Source organism: Microbacterium sp. 2MCAF23, from assembly GCF_052115565.1.
In the GTDB taxonomy this organism is placed as follows: Bacteria; Actinomycetota; Actinomycetes; order Actinomycetales; family Microbacteriaceae; genus Microbacterium.
This window is the reverse complement of sequence record NZ_JBFRGY010000001.1, coordinates 156,812-173,041: the sequence shown is the minus strand read 5'-3', so window position 1 is coordinate 173,041 and position 16,230 is coordinate 156,812. Positions and strand designations below refer to the sequence as shown.

Sequence of the window (16,230 nt, the reverse complement as noted above, 5' to 3'; positions counted from 1 at the left end):
GGCCGCTGACCGGGTCGCGCATCGCGGTTCCACGGGAGGTGCCCTTCGGCAGACGTCTCGCCATCGGCTCCGCGCTGCAGCGCGAGCCCGAGCGGAAAGGCGTGCTTCTCATGACACGTTTCGGATTCGTCAGCACGTTCCCCCCGACACGATGCGGCCTCGCGACGTTCACCGCCGCGCTGGCGGGGGCCCTGTCGAAGAGCCCGGGCGACGAGTCGGTGATCGTCCGCGTCGACGACGGCGTGCCGGCGGGCCCTTCCGTCCCAGGCCTCCGCCTGCGGATCGCCACGACGTTGAGCCCGGGGGATCCGCCGAGCCGACGCGCAGCCGCACAGGCGCTGAACGGCTGCGACGTCGTGATCGTGCAGCACGAGTTCGGGATCTACGGCGGTCCGGACGGCGCGGAGATCATCGATCTGCTGGATCTGATCCGGCGGCCGGTCATCACGGTCATGCACACGATCCTCGCCGCGCCCCGCCCGCATCAGCGCCGGGTCACCACCGCGGTCGTGGACCACAGCGACACCGTCGTCGCGATGACGGAGTCGGGAGCGCGACTGCTCGTCGACGAATTCGGGGTGTCTGCGTCGCGGCTGCGCGTCATCCCGCACGGCGTCGACGAGTGGGGTCCCGTCGTTGCCTCCGATGCTCCCCATCGACCGACGGTGCTGACCTGGGGGCTGCTCGGTCCCGGCAAGGGGATCGAATGGGGCATCATGGCGATCGCCGTGATGCGCCGCACCGGGATCGCGTCCCCTCCGCTTTACCGGGTGCTCGGGCAGACGCACCCGAAGGTCCTCGCGGAGCATGGTCAGCAGTACCGCCGATCCCTGTGGGCGCTCGCGGACGAACTGGGCGTGGGAGATCTGGTCGAGATCGACGCGCGATATCGCACGCAGGACGAGCTCGCGCTCGAGGTGGTCACCGCCGACGTGGTGCTCCTGCCTTACGACTCCCGCGAGCAGACCACCTCGGGCGTGCTCGTGGAGGCCATCGCGGCGGGACGACCCGTGATCGCGACGAGGTTCCCGCACGCCGTGGAACTGTTGTCCGACGGTGCGGGCATCCTCGTCGCGCATCAGAGCCCCACGCAGATCGCAGCCGCGATCGGCACGATTCTGCGCGCACCCGCCCCGGCTCGCAGCGCGGCGTCACGGACGGCGCACGGCGCGCTCGCCAACGGCTGGACGTCGGTCGCCGATCAGTATCGGGCGCTCGCCGCCGACCTGACGATGGCGCTGCAGGTGGCCGGATGAACGCGGCCGCCACCGCCATCGCGGTTCCGGACGCGCCGGCGACGACCGCGGGACCCCTTCCCCTGGGGCACCTCATCGCGCTGACCGGCCCGTACGGGGTCTACGAGCACGCTCTGTGCGAGACCCCTCGCCTCGAACACGGGCACTGCACGGACGACGTCGCCCGGGTACTCGCGGTGGCCGTCCGGGAACCGTCCCGACGCGCCTCGCCCAACACCGTGGAGCTGCACCACCTGATCGAGCTCTCCCTGTCCTTCTTGGAGAGCGCGGTCGCCCCCGACGGTACTGTGCGCAACCGGAGGGCGGCGGACGGCACCTGGACCGATCCGCCGAGCATCGGCGATTGGTGGGGGCGGGCCGTCCTCGGACTCGGTGCAGCCATCCGGCACTCACGGGACCCGGGGATCCGCGCACGTGCACTTCGTGTCTTCCTGCGAGCAGCGCAGCAGGGCTCCCCCGACGTGCGCGCGTCCGCTTTCGCGGCGATCGGCGCGGCCGACGCCCTCCTCACCTTCCCGGAGCTCACCGCCGCCCGGATGCTGCTGGCCGACGGCCTGCGCCGCGTCCCCCGGCCGGAGGGCGCGGATCGGGGTTGGCCGGAACAGCGGCTGCGCTACGCGAACGGCGCCCTGTGCGAGGCGCTCATCGCGGGAGGGCAGGCATTGCAGCGGTCGGATGCGATCGACACCGGCCTGGAGATGCTGGACACGCTGCTGCGGCTGGAGACGAGACCGTCGGGGATGCTGTCGTTCGCGGGCCCCGGAGGACGGGATCGGTCGGATCCGGAGCGGGCGGGCGACCAGCAGCCGATCGAGCCCGCCACGATCGCCGACGCCTGCCTGCGCGCGGCTTCGGTCACGCGCGACGAGCGCTGGCACCACGAGTCGCTGCGGATCTGGGCCTGGTTCACCGGCGAGAACGACGCCGGCATCGCGATGTTCGACCCGCTCACAGGCGCCGGCTACGACGGGCTCACGCCGACCGGACGCAACGAGAACCGCGGGGCGGAGTCGACCCTCGCAGCGCTCAGCGCCTTCCAGTGCGCGCGCTCCGCGCGGGCCGGCCTGAGATGACGGTCCTCGCCGAAGACGCCGGCATCGAGCTCGGCGCGGAGTCCGACCGGGTTGTCGCTCGGCTCTTCCTCCCCGGGGAGAGCACCCCGGGTGGATCCTCCCGCACGCAGGCGGTGCTCGATCGGGTGCTGGCCCTGCCCGCGGATGTGCTCGCCGCTTGCGCGCACCGCGTTCGCGACCGTCTCTCGGGGCGGGATCCGTCTCTGCTGAGCGGCGTCCTTCAGAACGCCGCCATGGTGCGCCTCGCTGACGCGCCAGAGCTCGACGAGGACGCCGCACTCGTCATCGGGGCGACCTTCACCGCGGAGTACTCGCTCGAAGGCGCCGCGCTGTGCAACCCGAGCACCGTGCCGCATCCGGATCAGACCGGCCTGGCCGACGGGCAACTGCGCGTGCTGCTGTCGCTGCGCTCGATCGGCGAGGGGCACGTCTCCTCGATCCAGTTCTGCGAAGCGGTGATCGGGCCGGGACGGACATGGCGCTTCCTGTCGAGGCAGGGCCCGCCGCGCCTTGCGTCCGTCAGCGAGGGCGAGTGGCAGAAGGAGCATTTCCTGCGTGCTCTCGAGCACGACGGCGGCACCGACGAGCTCACGGACGCGATCGGCCAGATCCTCCCGGACCGGTTCGGGAGCGGTCTGATCGAGCAGACCATTCAGACGCTGCGTGCTCCCTTCCTGCGACGGGCGGGTGCTCGTGCGCATCTCGACGCGATGCGGATCGTCGCCGATTCGGCCTATCACGCGACCTTCCCGGCGGGCACCGCGCTCACCGCGCGCGTGCTGCTCCCGGCCGCCGACGAAGAGCGGCAGGGCATCGAAGACCTCCGGCTCGTCCGGACACCGCGCGCCGATGGGCCCGCGTACGCGGGGACTTTCACGGCCTACGACGGTCACGCGATCTCGTCGCGTCTGCTGACGACAGACGACTTCCGGGACTTCTCGATTCATCGCCTCGTCGGATCCGCGACCCGGACGAAGGGTATGGCCCTGTTCCCCCGGCCCGTCCACGGTACGCATCTCGCGCTCGGTCGCGGCGACGGCGAGTCGATCACCCTGACCAGGTCCGTGGACGGCCTGGTCTGGGAGGACGAGACGATCCTGCACATTCCGAGCGCCCCCTGGGAGATCGTGCAGACCGGCAACTGCGGCTCACCGATCGAGACCCCGCAGGGCTGGATCGTCCTCACGCACGGCGTCGGACCGTTCCGCCTCTACAGCATCGGCGCGCTGCTGCTGGATCTCGACGATCCGTCCCAGGTCATCGGCGTGCTCCCCACGCCGCTGATCGAACCGCCGCGGAACGGGGGCGGCTACGTGCCGAACGTCGTCTACAGCTGCGGCGGCCTCGTCCACGACGGGGTGCTGTGGATCCCGTACGGGGTAGACGATCAGCGCATCCGCGTCGCGCACGTCGAGGTCTCCGCCCTGCTCGCCGCGATGACCCCGCCCTCCACGGCGCACTCGGAGGAGACGCACGACCTCGGCTGATCCGTCGAGAGCCGCCCAGCCGCGTGACGGCTCGGCCTTCCGGCCCACGTCGCCCTGGCAGACCGGGCCCGTCCAGTACGTGCAGCACTCAGTCCAGCAGGTGCCGGGTGTAGCGTCCGGGTTCGTCGAGGAAGGACCGCCAGTGCCGCACGAGCTCCAGGTCCTCCCACACCGCCGGGCGCAGGCCCCACTCCCCGACCTCGAGGATCGTCGCGCCCGGCAGCGCGGCGAGCACCGGCGAGTGCGTCGCGCAGAGCACCTGCCCTCCCTCGTCGGCGATCCGGCGCAGCACGGCGATGAGGCTCAGGGTCGAGGAGAACGAGAGCGCCGCCTCGGGCTCGTCGAGGCAGTAGAAGCCGGGATCGTCGAAGCGCGTCTCGAGCACGGCGAGGAACGACTCGCCGTGGCTCATCTCGTGGAACAACGGCTCCGGTCCGGTTGACGGGTTCTCCTCGAGGTACGTGTAGAACGAGTGCATCGTCTCGGCGCGCAGGAAGAAGCCCCACCGGTTCGCGCCGACACCGCGCTGGATGCGGAGCCACTCCGACAGCGGCGACTCAGTCGGGCGGGTGCTGTGCCGGGCCTGGCGGGATCCGCCCTCCGGCGAAAGCCCGTAGGCGACCGCGATGCCCTCGACCAGCGTCGACTTGCCGCTGCCGTTCTCGCCGACGAGGAACGTCACTCCCGGATCCAGGTCGATGCCCTCCCGCAGCACCTGGGCGACCGCGGGAATGCTCGCCGGCCACGTGCCGCTCGCGGAGGGTGCGTCATCGGCCGGGTGCACTGCCACGACCGGCTGCTGCCGGCGCCGGCGGCTGCGCGGGTCCCAGAACGGATCCATGGCGCTCCCTCCGGCGATCGGCTCGGATCCATTGTGCCCGGCCTGACCGACACGGGGCCCGAGCCTGGGCTGCCGTACCGCTCGCACGACTGACGAGGCCAGCAGCAGCACCCCGGAACCGGACCGTCAGCCGTTCCTCAGACCGGGACCGGAAGGATGGATCCGTGAGTCAGGCGACGCGGGACCCGGTCAGGACGACACGCGCCGCGCCCCGCCGCGGTGCCATCGTCGCACTGCTGATGGCAGCCATGGCGCTGACCGTCGCCGTGCTGCTCGGATCGGTCCCCGGCCCGCTCGGCACGGCGATCGCCGTGGCCCTGCCCTGGCTGGGGCTGCTCCTGACACCGCTCGTGATCGCCGCCCTGCTGATCCGGCCGCGGACGGCATGGATCGCGGCGGTGCCCGTCGTCGCCTGGACCGTGGCGCTGTGGGGGTTCCTCCCCGTGCCGTGGCAGGGCGATCCGTCCCCCGGAGCCTCAGGCCTGCTGGTCGCCACGCAGAACGTGCAGGCAGGATCGGGCACCGGGGCGGCGTCCGCGCGCGCCCTCGCCGGCCAGGGCGCCCAGATCCTGGCATTCACGGAGCTCGACGGCGATTCGGGGGCGGCGATCGCGGACGAGCTCGCCGATGCGTACCCGCACGCCTACCGGGTCGGCACCGTCGGGGTCTGGAGCCGGTACCCGATCCTCGACGAGGAAGCGCTCGACCTCGGGCTGGGTTGGAAGCGCGCGCTGCGCGTCGAGGTGGACGCACCCGGCGGCCCCGTCAGCGTCTACGTTGTGCACGCCGCCTCGCTGCGCCCGGGCGCGCAGAGCGCCAGAGATGGGATGCTCTCCGCGCTGGGCGAGCAGATCGGTGCGGATCGGAGCCATCGCGTGATCGCCCTCGGCGATTTCAATGCCGTGTCGACGGATCCGGCTCTCTCCGCGATCGCCGGGAGGCTCGGCGAGGTGCGGTTCGGCGGGATCGGCCCCTCGTTCACCTGGCCCGCCTCGTTCCCCGCGGTCCGGATCGACCACGTCTTCCAGCGCGGCTTCGCGGCCGCCTCCGGCCGGACGGCCTCGGCCGGCGCCAGCGATCACCTCGCGATCATCGCCGTGCTGGGCGGCTGATCCGGTACGGCTGATCCTGAGCGACTGATCCGACGCGGCTGATCCGGCCGGCTGAGGGCCGCCGGTTCGAGGCGGCCTCAGCCGACGACCATGAGGACCCGGGCGTCATCGGCGACGATCCCGGGTCCGCGAGTGACCGCACTGTCCCCCGTCATTGCGGACGGCAGCACCAGCGCTTCCATCGCCGATGCCGTGCTGCCGCCCATGCTCACCCGCCCCGAGCGCACGACCACCGCGCGCGTATCCTCGGGCAGATCGGATGCACCGTGCAGGTCGGCGAAGACCAGCGCCGGCCTCGCCCGGGATGTCACCGTGGACAGGACGAGGATCCGGCTCAGCTCCGCGGCACGGAGCCGGGGCCGGCGCAGTTCCAGGAGCGGGCCCGTGTGCCGCAGCACCCGCTCCTTGCGGAGCCCGACCGGCGCGCCAGGACCGACGTCGACCTGCGGGCCGCCGATCCCGGCGAGCACGTGCGTCGCCTCGTCCACCAGATGCAGGATGCCCACCGGGCCCCGCAGCTCGACGAGCTGCAGGGCCCAGTGCAGCTCTCCATTCGGACCGCGCAGTCCGCAGATCTCGCGCACATGGCCGCCTCCTGCGGCGAGCCCGCGCCTCGGCAGGTTCCGCAACTGCAGGAGACCGGCCGTGGCGGAGCTCGCCGCGAGGAAGGCGGGGTTCACCGGCTCAGACCCGCGCGCCGATGAGGACATAGCCCTCTTCGCCGTGCACCACGGTGTCGAGCCCTGCGATCTCGTCCTCGTTCTTCACCCGGAATCCGAGGAGCTTCTCGATGACGAATCCGATCCCGAAGGCGAGTGCGAACGAGTAGACGAGCACTGCGCCTGCTGCGAGCGCCTGGGCCGCGAGCTGTGCGAAGCTGCCGCTGAAGATCAGGCCGGTGCCGTTGGCGAACACGCCCAGGTAGAGCGTTCCCAGGATGCCGCCGATGAGGTGGATGCCGACCACGTCGAGCGAGTCATCGAAGCCGAGCTTGAACTTCAGGTCGATCGCGAGCTGGCAGACCGCACCGGCGAGGAGGCCGAGCACGACCGCCCAGATCGGGGTGAGCGCGGCGCAGGCCGGGGTGATCGCGACGAGACCGGCGACAGCACCGGATGCGGCGCCGACCGAGGTGGGCTTGCCGTTGCGGATCTTCTCCATCACCAGCCAGCTGAGCAGAGCGGCCGCGGGAGCCGCGAGGGTGTTCACGAACGCGATCGCGGCGGTGCCGTCGGCGCCGAGCTCGGAACCGGCGTTGAACCCGAACCAGCCGAACCACAGCAGGCCGGCGCCGAGCAGCACGAACGGCGGGTTGTGCGGCACGTCGGCGCCCTTCTGGAAGCCGATGCGGCGGCCGAGCACGAGGGCGAGCGCGAGACCGGCGGCTCCGGCGTTGATGTGCACCGCGGTGCCGCCTGCGAAGTCGATCGCACCGACGCCGAGCCAGTCCTGAAGGCCCTTGGTGACCCAGCCGCCGTAGGCGAAGGTGCCGTCCTTGTTCAGGCCGAAGTTGAAGACCCAGCTCGCGACCGGGAAGTAGACGACCGTCGCCCAGATGCCGGCGAAGATCATCCAGGATCCGAACTTGGCACGGTCGGCGATGGCGCCGGAGACGAGGGCGACGGTGATGATCGCGAAGGTCGCCTGGAACGCGACGAACGCGAGCGGCGGGTACGCTGCGCCCTTCGGAACCTCGAGCAGGCTGTTCAGGCCGATCGCGGACCAGTCGATGGTCCACGGGGCGATCAGGCCCTTACCGCTGGGGAACGCGATCGCATAGCCGAAGACGACCCACAGCACGCCGATCAGACCGATCGCGCCGAAGCTCATCATCATCATGCTGATCACGCTCTTGGCCTTGACGAGGCCACCGTAGAAGAACGCCAGACCTGGCGTCATGAGCAGCACGAGGGCTGCACAGATCAAAACGAAGGCGGTGTTTCCCTGATCCATGGGTCCGCTCCTCTCTCAGTGAGAACGCTCCTGCAGCGTCGGGTGAGGTCAGACTGTCACCCGTGCGTTTCGCCTCGACGCGCGCTGTGTTTCCATTCCGTTTCGTCGAACGCACCCGACGTGAACAAGCTGTAACGCGGGGCCCGCCGCCTGGCAGGATGAGCCCATGCGTGCAGTGGTGTTCGATGCGGTCCGCTCCCAGCCGGAGGTGCGCTCGGTCCCCGAGCCGGACGTGCCCGATGACGGCGTCCTCGTCCGGGTGATGGCCACGGGGATGTGCCGCAGCGATTGGCACGCCTGGGCCGGGCACGACGACATCGCGTTCCCGCATGTGCCGGGGCACGAGCTCGCCGGGATCATTACCGAGGTGGGACCGCGGGTCACCCGCTGGCAGGTGGGCGATCGCGTGACCGTGCCGTTCGTGTGCGGCTGCGGGCGTTGTGAATGGTGCCTCTCCGGCAACGCGCAGGTCTGCCCCGACCAGCAGCAGCCCGGCTTCACGCACTGGGGATCCTTCGCCGAGGCCGTCGCCCTGCACGCAGCCGACGTGAACCTGGTCGCGCTGCCGGACGAGGTGGACTTCGCCACGGCGGCGAGTCTCGGCTGCCGCTTCGCCACCGCGTTCCGCGCGCTCGTCGGACGCACGCAGGTGCGCGACGGCGAATGGGTCACGGTGATCGGAGCCGGCGGCGTCGGGCTCAGCGCCGTGATGATCGCCCGGGCGGCCGGTGCGCGCGTCATCGCCGTGGACCGCAACCAGGAGGCCCTCGCCGTGGCCGCCGAGGTCGGCGCCGAGCACACGCTCCTCGCGGACGGGACCGATATCCCGGCCGCCGTCGCCGCGCTGACCGGAGGCGGGAGTCACGTCTCCGTCGACGCGGTGGGCAGCGAGCAGACCCTCGCCGACGCGGTCCTGGGACTGCGTCGGCGTGGCCGGCACGTGCAGATCGGCCTGCTCCCGCCGATCGACGGGCACCCGCGCGTGCCGATGGACCGCGTGATCGGCTGGGAGCTCGACCTGCTCGGCAGCCACGGCATGGCGGCCGCCGACTACCCCGCGATGATGGCGCTGATCGCCGAGGGGCGCCTCGCCCCGCAGCGCCTCATCGAGCGCACCATCGGTCTCGAGGAGGCCGCGGCGCTGCTGCCCGGCTTCGACCGGGCCACCGTGGCGGGCATGACCATGGTGGATCCGCAGCGGATCGCCTGATCGCCGCGCGCCGCCGAGAGGCGGCTCACATCGCCGTCGTCGTCGCGTCGAGTCCGGGCGACCGGGCCCCCTTCGGGAGGCCGAGCCGGCCGCGGGTCACGAGGATCAGCACGAGTGCCGTGACCGTGAAGCCGATCAGCACCGGCAGAAGCCCGTAGTCGTTGAAGATCGGCGCGGGGAAGAGCGGCGCGCCCACCTTGTTCGCGAAGGTGTTGAAGGAGGCATGCATCAGCATCGTGATCAGCACGCTGCCCGCCGCGTGGTTGAAGACCCAGGTCATCATGATCGTCAGCGCCGTGATCATCACCACGAACATCACCATGTTCGCGGGCGTCGGCGGCGTCCACACCCCGCTCCAGAACAGCGGGAAGTGCCACAGCGCCCACAGCACCCCGAGGATCGTGCTGCCCGCCAGCGGTCCGTAGCGCTCCTGCAGGCGCGGCAGCGCGAACCCTCGCCACCCCGGCTCCTCGCCCAGCGGGCCGCCGAGGAGAAAAGTCATCAGGAAGGCCAGCGGATACGCCGCGAGGAGCGGGCCGACGATCGGCTGGAACGACCCCAGCGCCCCGGGCACGACGATCGTGCCGAGCACGATGATGATCGGGACCCCGATGAGCAGGAACAGGTACCACTGGATCCCGACCCGCCAGTGCACGTATCTGCGGAGCAGGCGGACGACGCCCTCCCGCCCCTCCAGCACACCGGTCATGACGAAGGCGCCGACCGTGGGCCCGAAGGTCGCCACGACGATCGCGATCGCGATCGCGGGTTTCGGAAGCGCCGGCAGAACACCCTGCGCCGACAATGCGACCGGCACCTCGATCAGCCACGAGACGAGGTAGGCGATCACGAAATAGGAGGTGAGCGGATACCGCGCGAGTACGCCGCGCGACTCCGCACGAGAGGACCGACCGACGTCTCCGACCACAGCCATGATGGTGACCTCTCCGTCCACGACGGACCCGCGACTTTGCGGGATGAATCGCTCGCGATGGCTCATCGTCCCACTCGCGGGGTCGGCGCGCCAGAGGCGCCGCGCACCTGCTCATTCCCCGAGCAGCTGACGGATCGCGGACTCCGGAGTGATGGTCGTGTCCAGGCACCGCCCCTGGGCGTAGCGGCGGAACACCCGCGGATCGATGTAGCTCGCCCGCGCCACCGCTGCCGTGTTGCCGAGCGCCGCGGCGGCGGCCTCGACCGCATCCCGTTCCGCACGTCGGCGCTGAGCCGCGTCGCCGGTCGCTCCCGCGGCCGCCAGAGCATTCGCCGCCGCAATCGTGCCGCGGAGCGTCCGGAAGTCCTTCGCCGTGAAGGCCGTGCCGGTGAGGGCGCGCACGTGCTCGTTCACTTCCCGGGCCGTCACCGCGACCCGCCGCCGTCCGCGGCGATACGCGAGCAGCGGCGCGCTCGGGCGTGCGCCTTCCACGAGGTCCGCAAGCACCGCCGAGAGCGCCGGATCCTCGACCTCGAGCCGCATGCGACGCCCGCTCTTGGCGGGGAAGGCGAGCACGGTCGTTGCCCCGTCGATGCGCACATCGCGACAGCGGAGCGTGGTGAGCCCACGACTGCCGTGGCGCGCCAGATACCGCTGCGAGCCGACCCTCGGCGCGACGTCGTCCAGCAGCCGGAAGGCGGCGGCGAGCACCCGCTCCCGGTCCGGGGCGCCGTCCTGCGCGAGCGCGCGCGTCACCCTGGCCCGCGCGCCCGGCAGCGCCGCGGCGAGCGCCATCGCCCGGCGGAACTTCCTCCGATCCCGGCGCTGCCGCCATTGCGGGTGGTACAGGTACTGCCGCCGCCCCGCCGCGTCGACGCCGATCGCCTGGATGTGGGCGCGCGGATCCTTCGCGATCCAGACGTCCTGCCACGCCGGCGGGATCGCGAGCGCGCGGATCCGCTCCAGATCGGCGTCCGACACCGCACGCCCATGCGCGTCCGTGTAGCGGAAGCCGGATCCGGACCGCCTCCGTCGATAGCCGGGGTCGCTGTCCGGACGAGCACGGACGAGGCGCGATCCCGCGGCAGCGCGCGTCATCCGCCGACTCCGTGGAACCGGGAGCCGCCGTCGAGCCGTCGGGCCATCCGCGCCTCCCCTCGCACCGGCGGCACTCCGCCGCGGTCACGATGACTCTGCCGCGTCGTCGATCGCCCCGGAAGGGGCTGGTGGCCGATCTTCCCCATCGGCTACCATCCTTCGGCGCGGGGTCGGGGATCCGCTCGGCATCCGCTGCCGATCCCGGCGGCGTCCGTCGCTCAGTCCCGCAGTCGTGCGGCGCGAGCCCGCAGGTAGTCGCGTTCAGGGACCGAGAGCGTCGCCCGGGCCGCGTCGAGGTACTCGGCGATCGCCTCCGGAGTGCGCCCCGCGCGTTCGAGCAGATGCGCGCGCACCGACGCGATGCGGCGGCGGTCGCCGCGCACCCTCGGATCCGCGATCCCGTCGATCACGGCCAGACCCGATTCCGGGCCGTGCACCATGGCCTGGGCCACGGCGCGGTTGATCGTCGCGACCGGGTTGCCGGTCTCCCGTTCGAGCAGGCGGTACAGGGCCAGGATCTGCGGCCAGTCCGTGGTCGCGGTGCTCGGGGCGTCATCGTGCAGCGCCGCGATCGCGGCCTGGATCGCGTAGGGGCCGTGGCGGCCTGCGGCGAGCGCCGCGTCCAGGATCTCGGTGCCCTCCTCGATCCGGCCCCGGTCCCAGCGCGTGCGATCCTGCTCGTCGAGCGGGATCAGTTCGCCGCGGGTGCCGGTGCGCGCGGACCGGCGGGCGTCGGTGAGCAGCATCAGCGCGAGCAGCCCCGCGACCTCGACGTCGTCCGGGCGTTCGCGATGCAGCATCCTGGCAAGGCGGATCGCCTCATCGCTGAGCCGGACGTCGTTGACCTCCGCACCCTCGGTCGCGGTGTGGCCCTCGGTGAACATGACATAGAGGACGGCGAGCACCGGATCCAGACGGTCCTCGGGGTCGGCAGGCTCGGGGAAGGCCGCCCCGGCCACGCGGATCTTCGCCTTCGCCCGGCTGATCCGCTGAGCGATCGTCGCCTCCGGCAGCAGGTGCGCGCGGGCGATCTGCGCGGTCGACAAGCCCCCGACCGCGCGCAGCGTCAGCGCCACCTGGGCGGGCACGCTCAGCGCGGGATGGCAGCACAGCCGCAGCACCTGCACGCTGTCGTCGGCGTGCGCGGCCGAGGCGTCCTCGAGCGGTCGCCAGGCATCGACGTAGGCGTGCTCGCGCTCGCGGCGCTGGCGCTCGCTGCGGATCCGGTCGATCATGCGGCGGCGCGCGACGGTGAGCAGCCAGCCCTTCGCATCCGCGGGGGCGCCCTCGGACGGCCACTGCTGGTGCGCGGCGAGAAGCGCCTCCTGCACCGCGTCCTCGCAGAGGTCCAGCTGTGCGGCACCGTAGCGGCGCAGCAGCGCGGCGAGGACCTGCGGCGCGCTGCTGCGCCACAGGTCCTCGTATCCGCGATCGGTCACACGTCGGACCCGGCGGAGAACATCACGGGACGGACCTCCAGCGCGAGTCCGTCGATCGCCGCGTCCGGGATCTGCTGGGCGAGCTCGACCGCGCGCTCCTCGGACTCGACCTCGATCAGGTAGTACCCGCCCATGAACTCCTTGGTCTCGGCGAAGGGTCCATCGGCCACTTCGGGAGCGCCCGCCGAGGCGCGCACCACCTTCGACTGGCTGGGGTCGGCGAGCGCGACGGTGCCGAGCATCTCGCCCGAAGCGGTGATGGAATCCATGAACGCCTGGTGGCCCTCCCCGATCGCCTGCATCTGCTCCGCCGTGAGCGCATCCAGCACGTCCTGGCGCACCTGCATGAGGATCATGTACTTCATGGTCGTTCTCCTTCTGTTCGTCGGGCGACCCGATGTCCGCCTCGGTATGTGGTCGGAGTCGATGTGCGTTTCTCGACAACATTCTGCGCGCCGATTCCGACAACCGCGCTCCGGCGCCCTCCGGCGGGCCGCGTCCCCCGGATGCGCGGGGCGTCTCGAGGCCCTGCTCGGGCCGAATCAGCCGCCGGCCGTCGTGCGCAGCGCCTGCTCGAGCGCGGTTCGCGCCACTGCGCCGACGGTCGGCGCGGTGACGAGGAAGATGCGCCGCTCGAACACAGCGTCGGCGATCTCCACGGTGGCCACGGCGTCCAGATGCGCGGGAAGCGCCAGCTCCGGCACGAGGGCGGCACCGAACCCGGCGGCGACATAGGCCGCCACGACGGCGTAGTCGTCGCTGCGCATCGCGATCCGCGGGGTGAAGCCGGCCTGCTCGGCGGCTCGGGCCAGGGCCGCGTCGACCGGATCCGCCTCCGTCGCACCCGCGATCCAGGCTTCGTCGTCGAGATCCGCAAGGGGAACGCCGGTGCGCCCGGCGAGAGGGTGCGCCCGCGGGACGATGACGGCGAGGCGCTCCTGGCGGACCGGGATCATCCGGAAGCCCGGCGGCAGGATCGTGGGCCGGCCTGGGGCGTCGTACACGATCGCGGCATCGAGGCGGAGTCCGACGACGTCCGCCATCAGCGGGTCGAGCTCGGCCTCGCTCACGTCCGGGTCGAAGCCGGCCTCCTGCAGTGCTCGCACGACCTGCGGCAGCAGCCTCGCTCCTGCGGAGGGGAACACGCCGATCGCGATGCGGCGGCGGTCTGACTCGACCAGCGCCCTGAGCTCGTCGACGGCGCGTTCGGAGCGGTCCAGGATCGCGATCGCGTGCGGCATCATCGCCTCTCCCACCGCCGTCAGCCGGGTGCCGCCGGATCCGCTCGTCACGACCGCGGCGCCGAGTACGCGCTCCAGGCCGCGGAGGTGGTGGGTCACGGTGGGCTGGCTCCACTGCAGGGCGTCCGCCGCACGCAGCACGGACCCGTGTTCGGCCACGGCCTCCAGCGCCTTGAGCTGCCTCAGATCGAGCATCCGCGCTCCATAGTGAGTATTGAGGAATGAAGATATGTCGTCATTCCTCATCGTATCCCTCGCCGTCAGAATCGATCCGTGACGACATCCACGCCCTACGCCGACGCCATCCGCCGATTCGCCGCACGCGACCTGCAGCGCCTCAACGTCCCCGGGCACAGCGCCGACCCCACCGCCGCCCCGCTACTGGCGGAGTTCTTCGGCGAGGACGTGCTGCGCTACGACGTGGAGCCGCTGCTGGACGGCATCGACAAGGGACCCGTGAACCCGCTCGCCCAGGCGCGCGAGGCCGCCGCCCGTGCGTGGGGCGCGCGGCGCACCTGGTTCCTCACCAACGGCGCCTCCGAGGCGAACCGGATGGCGGCGCTGGCCCTTTCCGCCTTCCGAACCCCGGACGAGATCGTCGTCGCGCAGCGCAGCGCGCACTCCAGCTTCTTCGACGGCATCATCCTCGGCGGCCTCGACCCCCGCTTCGTGCAGCCGACGATCGATGAGCACCATGGCATCAATCACGGCGTGACGCCCGCAGCGATGCGCGAGGCGCTCACGGGCGTGGACGCGAAGGCCGCCTACATCATCAGTCCGAGTTACTTCGGCGCGGTCGCCGACGTCGAGGGCATCGCCGAGGTCTGCCACGAGGCCGGCGTGCCGCTGGTCGTGGACGCCGCGTGGGCCGCGCACTTCGGCTTCCACCCCGACCTTCCTGCGAACCCGATCGCGCTCGGCGCCGACCTCGTCGTCTCGTCGACGCACAAGATGGGCGGCAGCCTCACCCAGTCGGCCATGCTCCATCTCGCCGACGGCCCCTACGCCGCGGAGCTCGAGCCTCTGATCGACCGCGCCTTCATGTTCACGCAGTCCACGAGCGCCAGCTCGCTGCTGCTCGCCTCCCTCGACCTCGCCCGGGCGACGCTCGAGGACGGCCGCGACCGCATCACCGCGTCGCTCACCGCCGCCGCCGAACTGCGCGACGCCGTGCGTGCGACGGGACGCTTCCCGATCGTGAGCGACGGCTTCGACGCCTTCCCCGACATCGTCGGCCACGACCCGCTGCGGGTGTCGATCGATGTGGGGGCGGCCGGGCTGGACGGCCACGCCGTGCGCGAGGAGCTACTGCGCACCGCGGGGATCATGACGGAGATCTCGACCGGATCCTGCATCGTCGCGTTCGTCGGCCCCGGCACGACGCCCGACGCCGCCCGGTTCGTCGCGGCGCTCGAGGCGCTTCAGCCGGTCGGCGACCTCGCCGCCCGCGGGGAGCTCGGCTCGATCGCATTGCCCAAGACCGGCCCCGCCGTGATGCGCCCGCGGGATGCCGCCTTCGCGCACACCGAGATCGTCCCGGCGGCGGACGCCGTGGGCCGGGTCTCGGCCGACGCGCTGGCCGCCTATCCGCCCGGGATCCCCAACGTCCTGCCCGGTGAGATCCTCACTGCCGAGACGATCGCGTTCCTGCGCGGGATCGCGGCGATGCCCGGCGGCTACGTCCGCGGCGCCGCGGACGCCCTCGTCGACGGCGTGCGCGTCGTCGTCGAGGCAGGCGCGCCGGACGTCTCGGCGCGCCCTCAGGCCGCGCGGGCCGGCAGGATCGATCCGCACCTCAGCTCCGGCATGCGACGCGCAGCGAAGCCCTCGCCCAGGAAGGAACTGGCCGCCGCGACCTGAGCCGGTTCCGGATCAGGAGCCAGGACCCGCAGCGCGGGCTCTCGCCACGACGATGCCGCGCTGCGAAGTCCAGAAGCGCTGCAGCATCGCACGCAGCTCGGCAGCGTCGACGTCGGCGCCGAAGGCCTCGGCGCCGGGCTCCAGCATGATGCCGGCGGCCAGGCCACCGGCGACCACGGGGTCGAACCCGAGGTCGTCGACCAGCCGGGCCACCCGCGCCACATCCGCCGGGTCGTCTCCGGCGATGGCGATCGCCTTGCGACCGGGCGCGCCCGCCGGGCGGACTTCGTCCTCGAGGTCCTGGTAGCCCATGTGGTTGAACGCCTTCACGACCCGGGATCCGGTCAGGAAGCGCTGCACGATCTCGCTCGTGGATGTGCGCGGATCGTCCAGATCGCCACGGAGCCCGTCGCCCCACCAGAAGTTCATGGCGTCGATCACGAGCTTGCCGCGCAGCAGCGCCGCCGGCAGCGTCGTGTACCGGCTGAGCGGCAGGGCGAGGAGCACGGCGTCGGCCTCGCGCGCGAGCTCCGCCACATCGACCGCGGTCGCGCCGAGCGCCCGCACCGCGCGCGCGATCGGGGCCGGATCCGACGATCCCGCCACCAGCACGCGGTATCCGGCGGACGCGGCCAGCCGCGCGAGCACGCCACCGACCCGGCCGGCACCGACGATGCCGAGCGTCTGGATCCGGGGTTCCGTGTCCGTCACGCCTCTCCTATGCCG

Annotated in this window: 15 protein-coding genes; 6 read left to right on the top strand and 9 right to left on the bottom strand. The window is 71.9% G+C overall.

The window, feature by feature from the left end; genetic code table 11:
- The first annotated feature begins 110 nt into the window (after positions 1-110).
- Genes AB4078_RS00850 through AB4078_RS00840 form a run of 3 tightly spaced genes read left to right on the top strand, consistent with a single transcriptional unit; the run spans position 111 to position 3,816 of the window.
- Positions 111-1,256 (top strand): glycosyltransferase, encoded by a 1,146-nt coding sequence (locus AB4078_RS00850; RefSeq protein ID WP_441975593.1) that lies wholly within the window; start codon positions 111-113, stop codon positions 1,254-1,256.
- A complete protein-coding gene (locus AB4078_RS00845; protein ID WP_441975592.1) occupies positions 1,253-2,329 on the top strand; it encodes a glycosyltransferase in 1,077 nt (358 codons plus the stop codon). The genes AB4078_RS00850 and AB4078_RS00845 overlap by 4 nt, the downstream gene beginning before the upstream one ends.
- A complete protein-coding gene (locus tag AB4078_RS00840; RefSeq protein ID WP_441975591.1) occupies positions 2,326-3,816 on the top strand; it encodes a glycosylase in 1,491 nt (496 codons plus the stop codon). Before AB4078_RS00845 ends, AB4078_RS00840 begins: the two co-directional genes overlap by 4 nt.
- Before the next feature lie 88 nt (positions 3,817-3,904).
- Here the strand turns inward: AB4078_RS00840 and AB4078_RS00835 are convergent, their stop codons facing one another.
- The gene (locus AB4078_RS00835) at positions 3,905-4,657 is read right to left on the bottom strand and encodes an AAA family ATPase (protein ID WP_441975590.1); all 753 of its coding nucleotides are present in this window, start codon (positions 4,655-4,657) and stop codon (positions 3,905-3,907) included.
- Positions 4,658-4,821: 164 nt separating this feature from the next.
- On the opposite strand from AB4078_RS00835, the gene AB4078_RS00830 reads away from it, so the two are divergent.
- Positions 4,822-5,769 carry an endonuclease/exonuclease/phosphatase family protein gene (locus tag AB4078_RS00830; protein WP_441975589.1) on the top strand — a complete coding sequence of 316 codons (948 nt, stop codon included), beginning with the start codon at positions 4,822-4,824 and terminating at the stop codon, positions 5,767-5,769.
- 77 nt (positions 5,770-5,846) lie between these two features.
- Here the strand turns inward: AB4078_RS00830 and AB4078_RS00825 are convergent, their stop codons facing one another.
- Together AB4078_RS00825 and AB4078_RS00820 are read right to left on the bottom strand one after the other, a co-directional pair.
- The gene (locus AB4078_RS00825; RefSeq protein ID WP_440734804.1) at positions 5,847-6,479 is read right to left on the bottom strand and encodes a hypothetical protein; all 633 of its coding nucleotides are present in this window, start codon (positions 6,477-6,479) and stop codon (positions 5,847-5,849) included.
- Entirely contained in the window at positions 6,454-7,722 is a 1,269-nt protein-coding gene (locus AB4078_RS00820) for an ammonium transporter (protein ID WP_440734803.1), read from the bottom strand. Before AB4078_RS00820 ends, AB4078_RS00825 begins: the two co-directional genes overlap by 26 nt.
- A gap of 166 nt (positions 7,723-7,888) precedes the next feature.
- Here AB4078_RS00820 and AB4078_RS00815 point away from each other — a divergent pair, with 166 nt between their 5' ends.
- The gene (locus tag AB4078_RS00815; protein WP_441975588.1) at positions 7,889-8,932 is read left to right on the top strand and encodes a zinc-dependent alcohol dehydrogenase family protein; all 1,044 of its coding nucleotides are present in this window, start codon (positions 7,889-7,891) and stop codon (positions 8,930-8,932) included.
- A gap of 25 nt (positions 8,933-8,957) precedes the next feature.
- Here the strand turns inward: AB4078_RS00815 and AB4078_RS00810 are convergent, their stop codons facing one another.
- The 5 genes from AB4078_RS00810 to AB4078_RS00790 form a co-directional block, all read right to left on the bottom strand.
- The gene (locus AB4078_RS00810; protein WP_441975587.1) at positions 8,958-9,866 is read right to left on the bottom strand and encodes a CPBP family intramembrane glutamic endopeptidase; all 909 of its coding nucleotides are present in this window, start codon (positions 9,864-9,866) and stop codon (positions 8,958-8,960) included.
- A gap of 111 nt (positions 9,867-9,977) precedes the next feature.
- Positions 9,978-10,964, bottom strand: coding sequence for a DNA topoisomerase IB (locus AB4078_RS00805; protein WP_441975586.1), 987 nt, complete (start codon positions 10,962-10,964; stop codon positions 9,978-9,980).
- Positions 10,965-11,182: 218 nt separating this feature from the next.
- Entirely contained in the window at positions 11,183-12,403 is a 1,221-nt protein-coding gene (locus tag AB4078_RS00800; protein WP_441975585.1) for an RNA polymerase sigma factor, read from the bottom strand.
- Positions 12,400-12,768: a YciI family protein gene (locus AB4078_RS00795; protein ID WP_441975584.1), complete on the bottom strand. Its 369-nt coding sequence runs from the start codon at positions 12,766-12,768 to the stop codon at positions 12,400-12,402. Before AB4078_RS00795 ends, AB4078_RS00800 begins: the two co-directional genes overlap by 4 nt.
- 177 nt (positions 12,769-12,945) lie before the next feature.
- Positions 12,946-13,839 carry a LysR family transcriptional regulator gene (locus tag AB4078_RS00790; RefSeq protein ID WP_441975583.1) on the bottom strand — a complete coding sequence of 298 codons (894 nt, stop codon included), beginning with the start codon at positions 13,837-13,839 and terminating at the stop codon, positions 12,946-12,948.
- Between the two features lie 78 nt (positions 13,840-13,917).
- Here AB4078_RS00790 and AB4078_RS00785 point away from each other — a divergent pair, with 78 nt between their 5' ends.
- Positions 13,918-15,504, top strand: coding sequence for an aminotransferase class I/II-fold pyridoxal phosphate-dependent enzyme (locus AB4078_RS00785; protein ID WP_441975582.1), 1,587 nt, complete (start codon positions 13,918-13,920; stop codon positions 15,502-15,504).
- Between the two features lie 12 nt (positions 15,505-15,516).
- Here the strand turns inward: AB4078_RS00785 and AB4078_RS00780 are convergent, their stop codons facing one another.
- Positions 15,517-16,215 carry an NADPH-dependent F420 reductase gene (locus AB4078_RS00780; protein WP_441975581.1) on the bottom strand — a complete coding sequence of 233 codons (699 nt, stop codon included), beginning with the start codon at positions 16,213-16,215 and terminating at the stop codon, positions 15,517-15,519.
- Between the last annotated feature and the right edge of the window lie 15 nt (positions 16,216-16,230).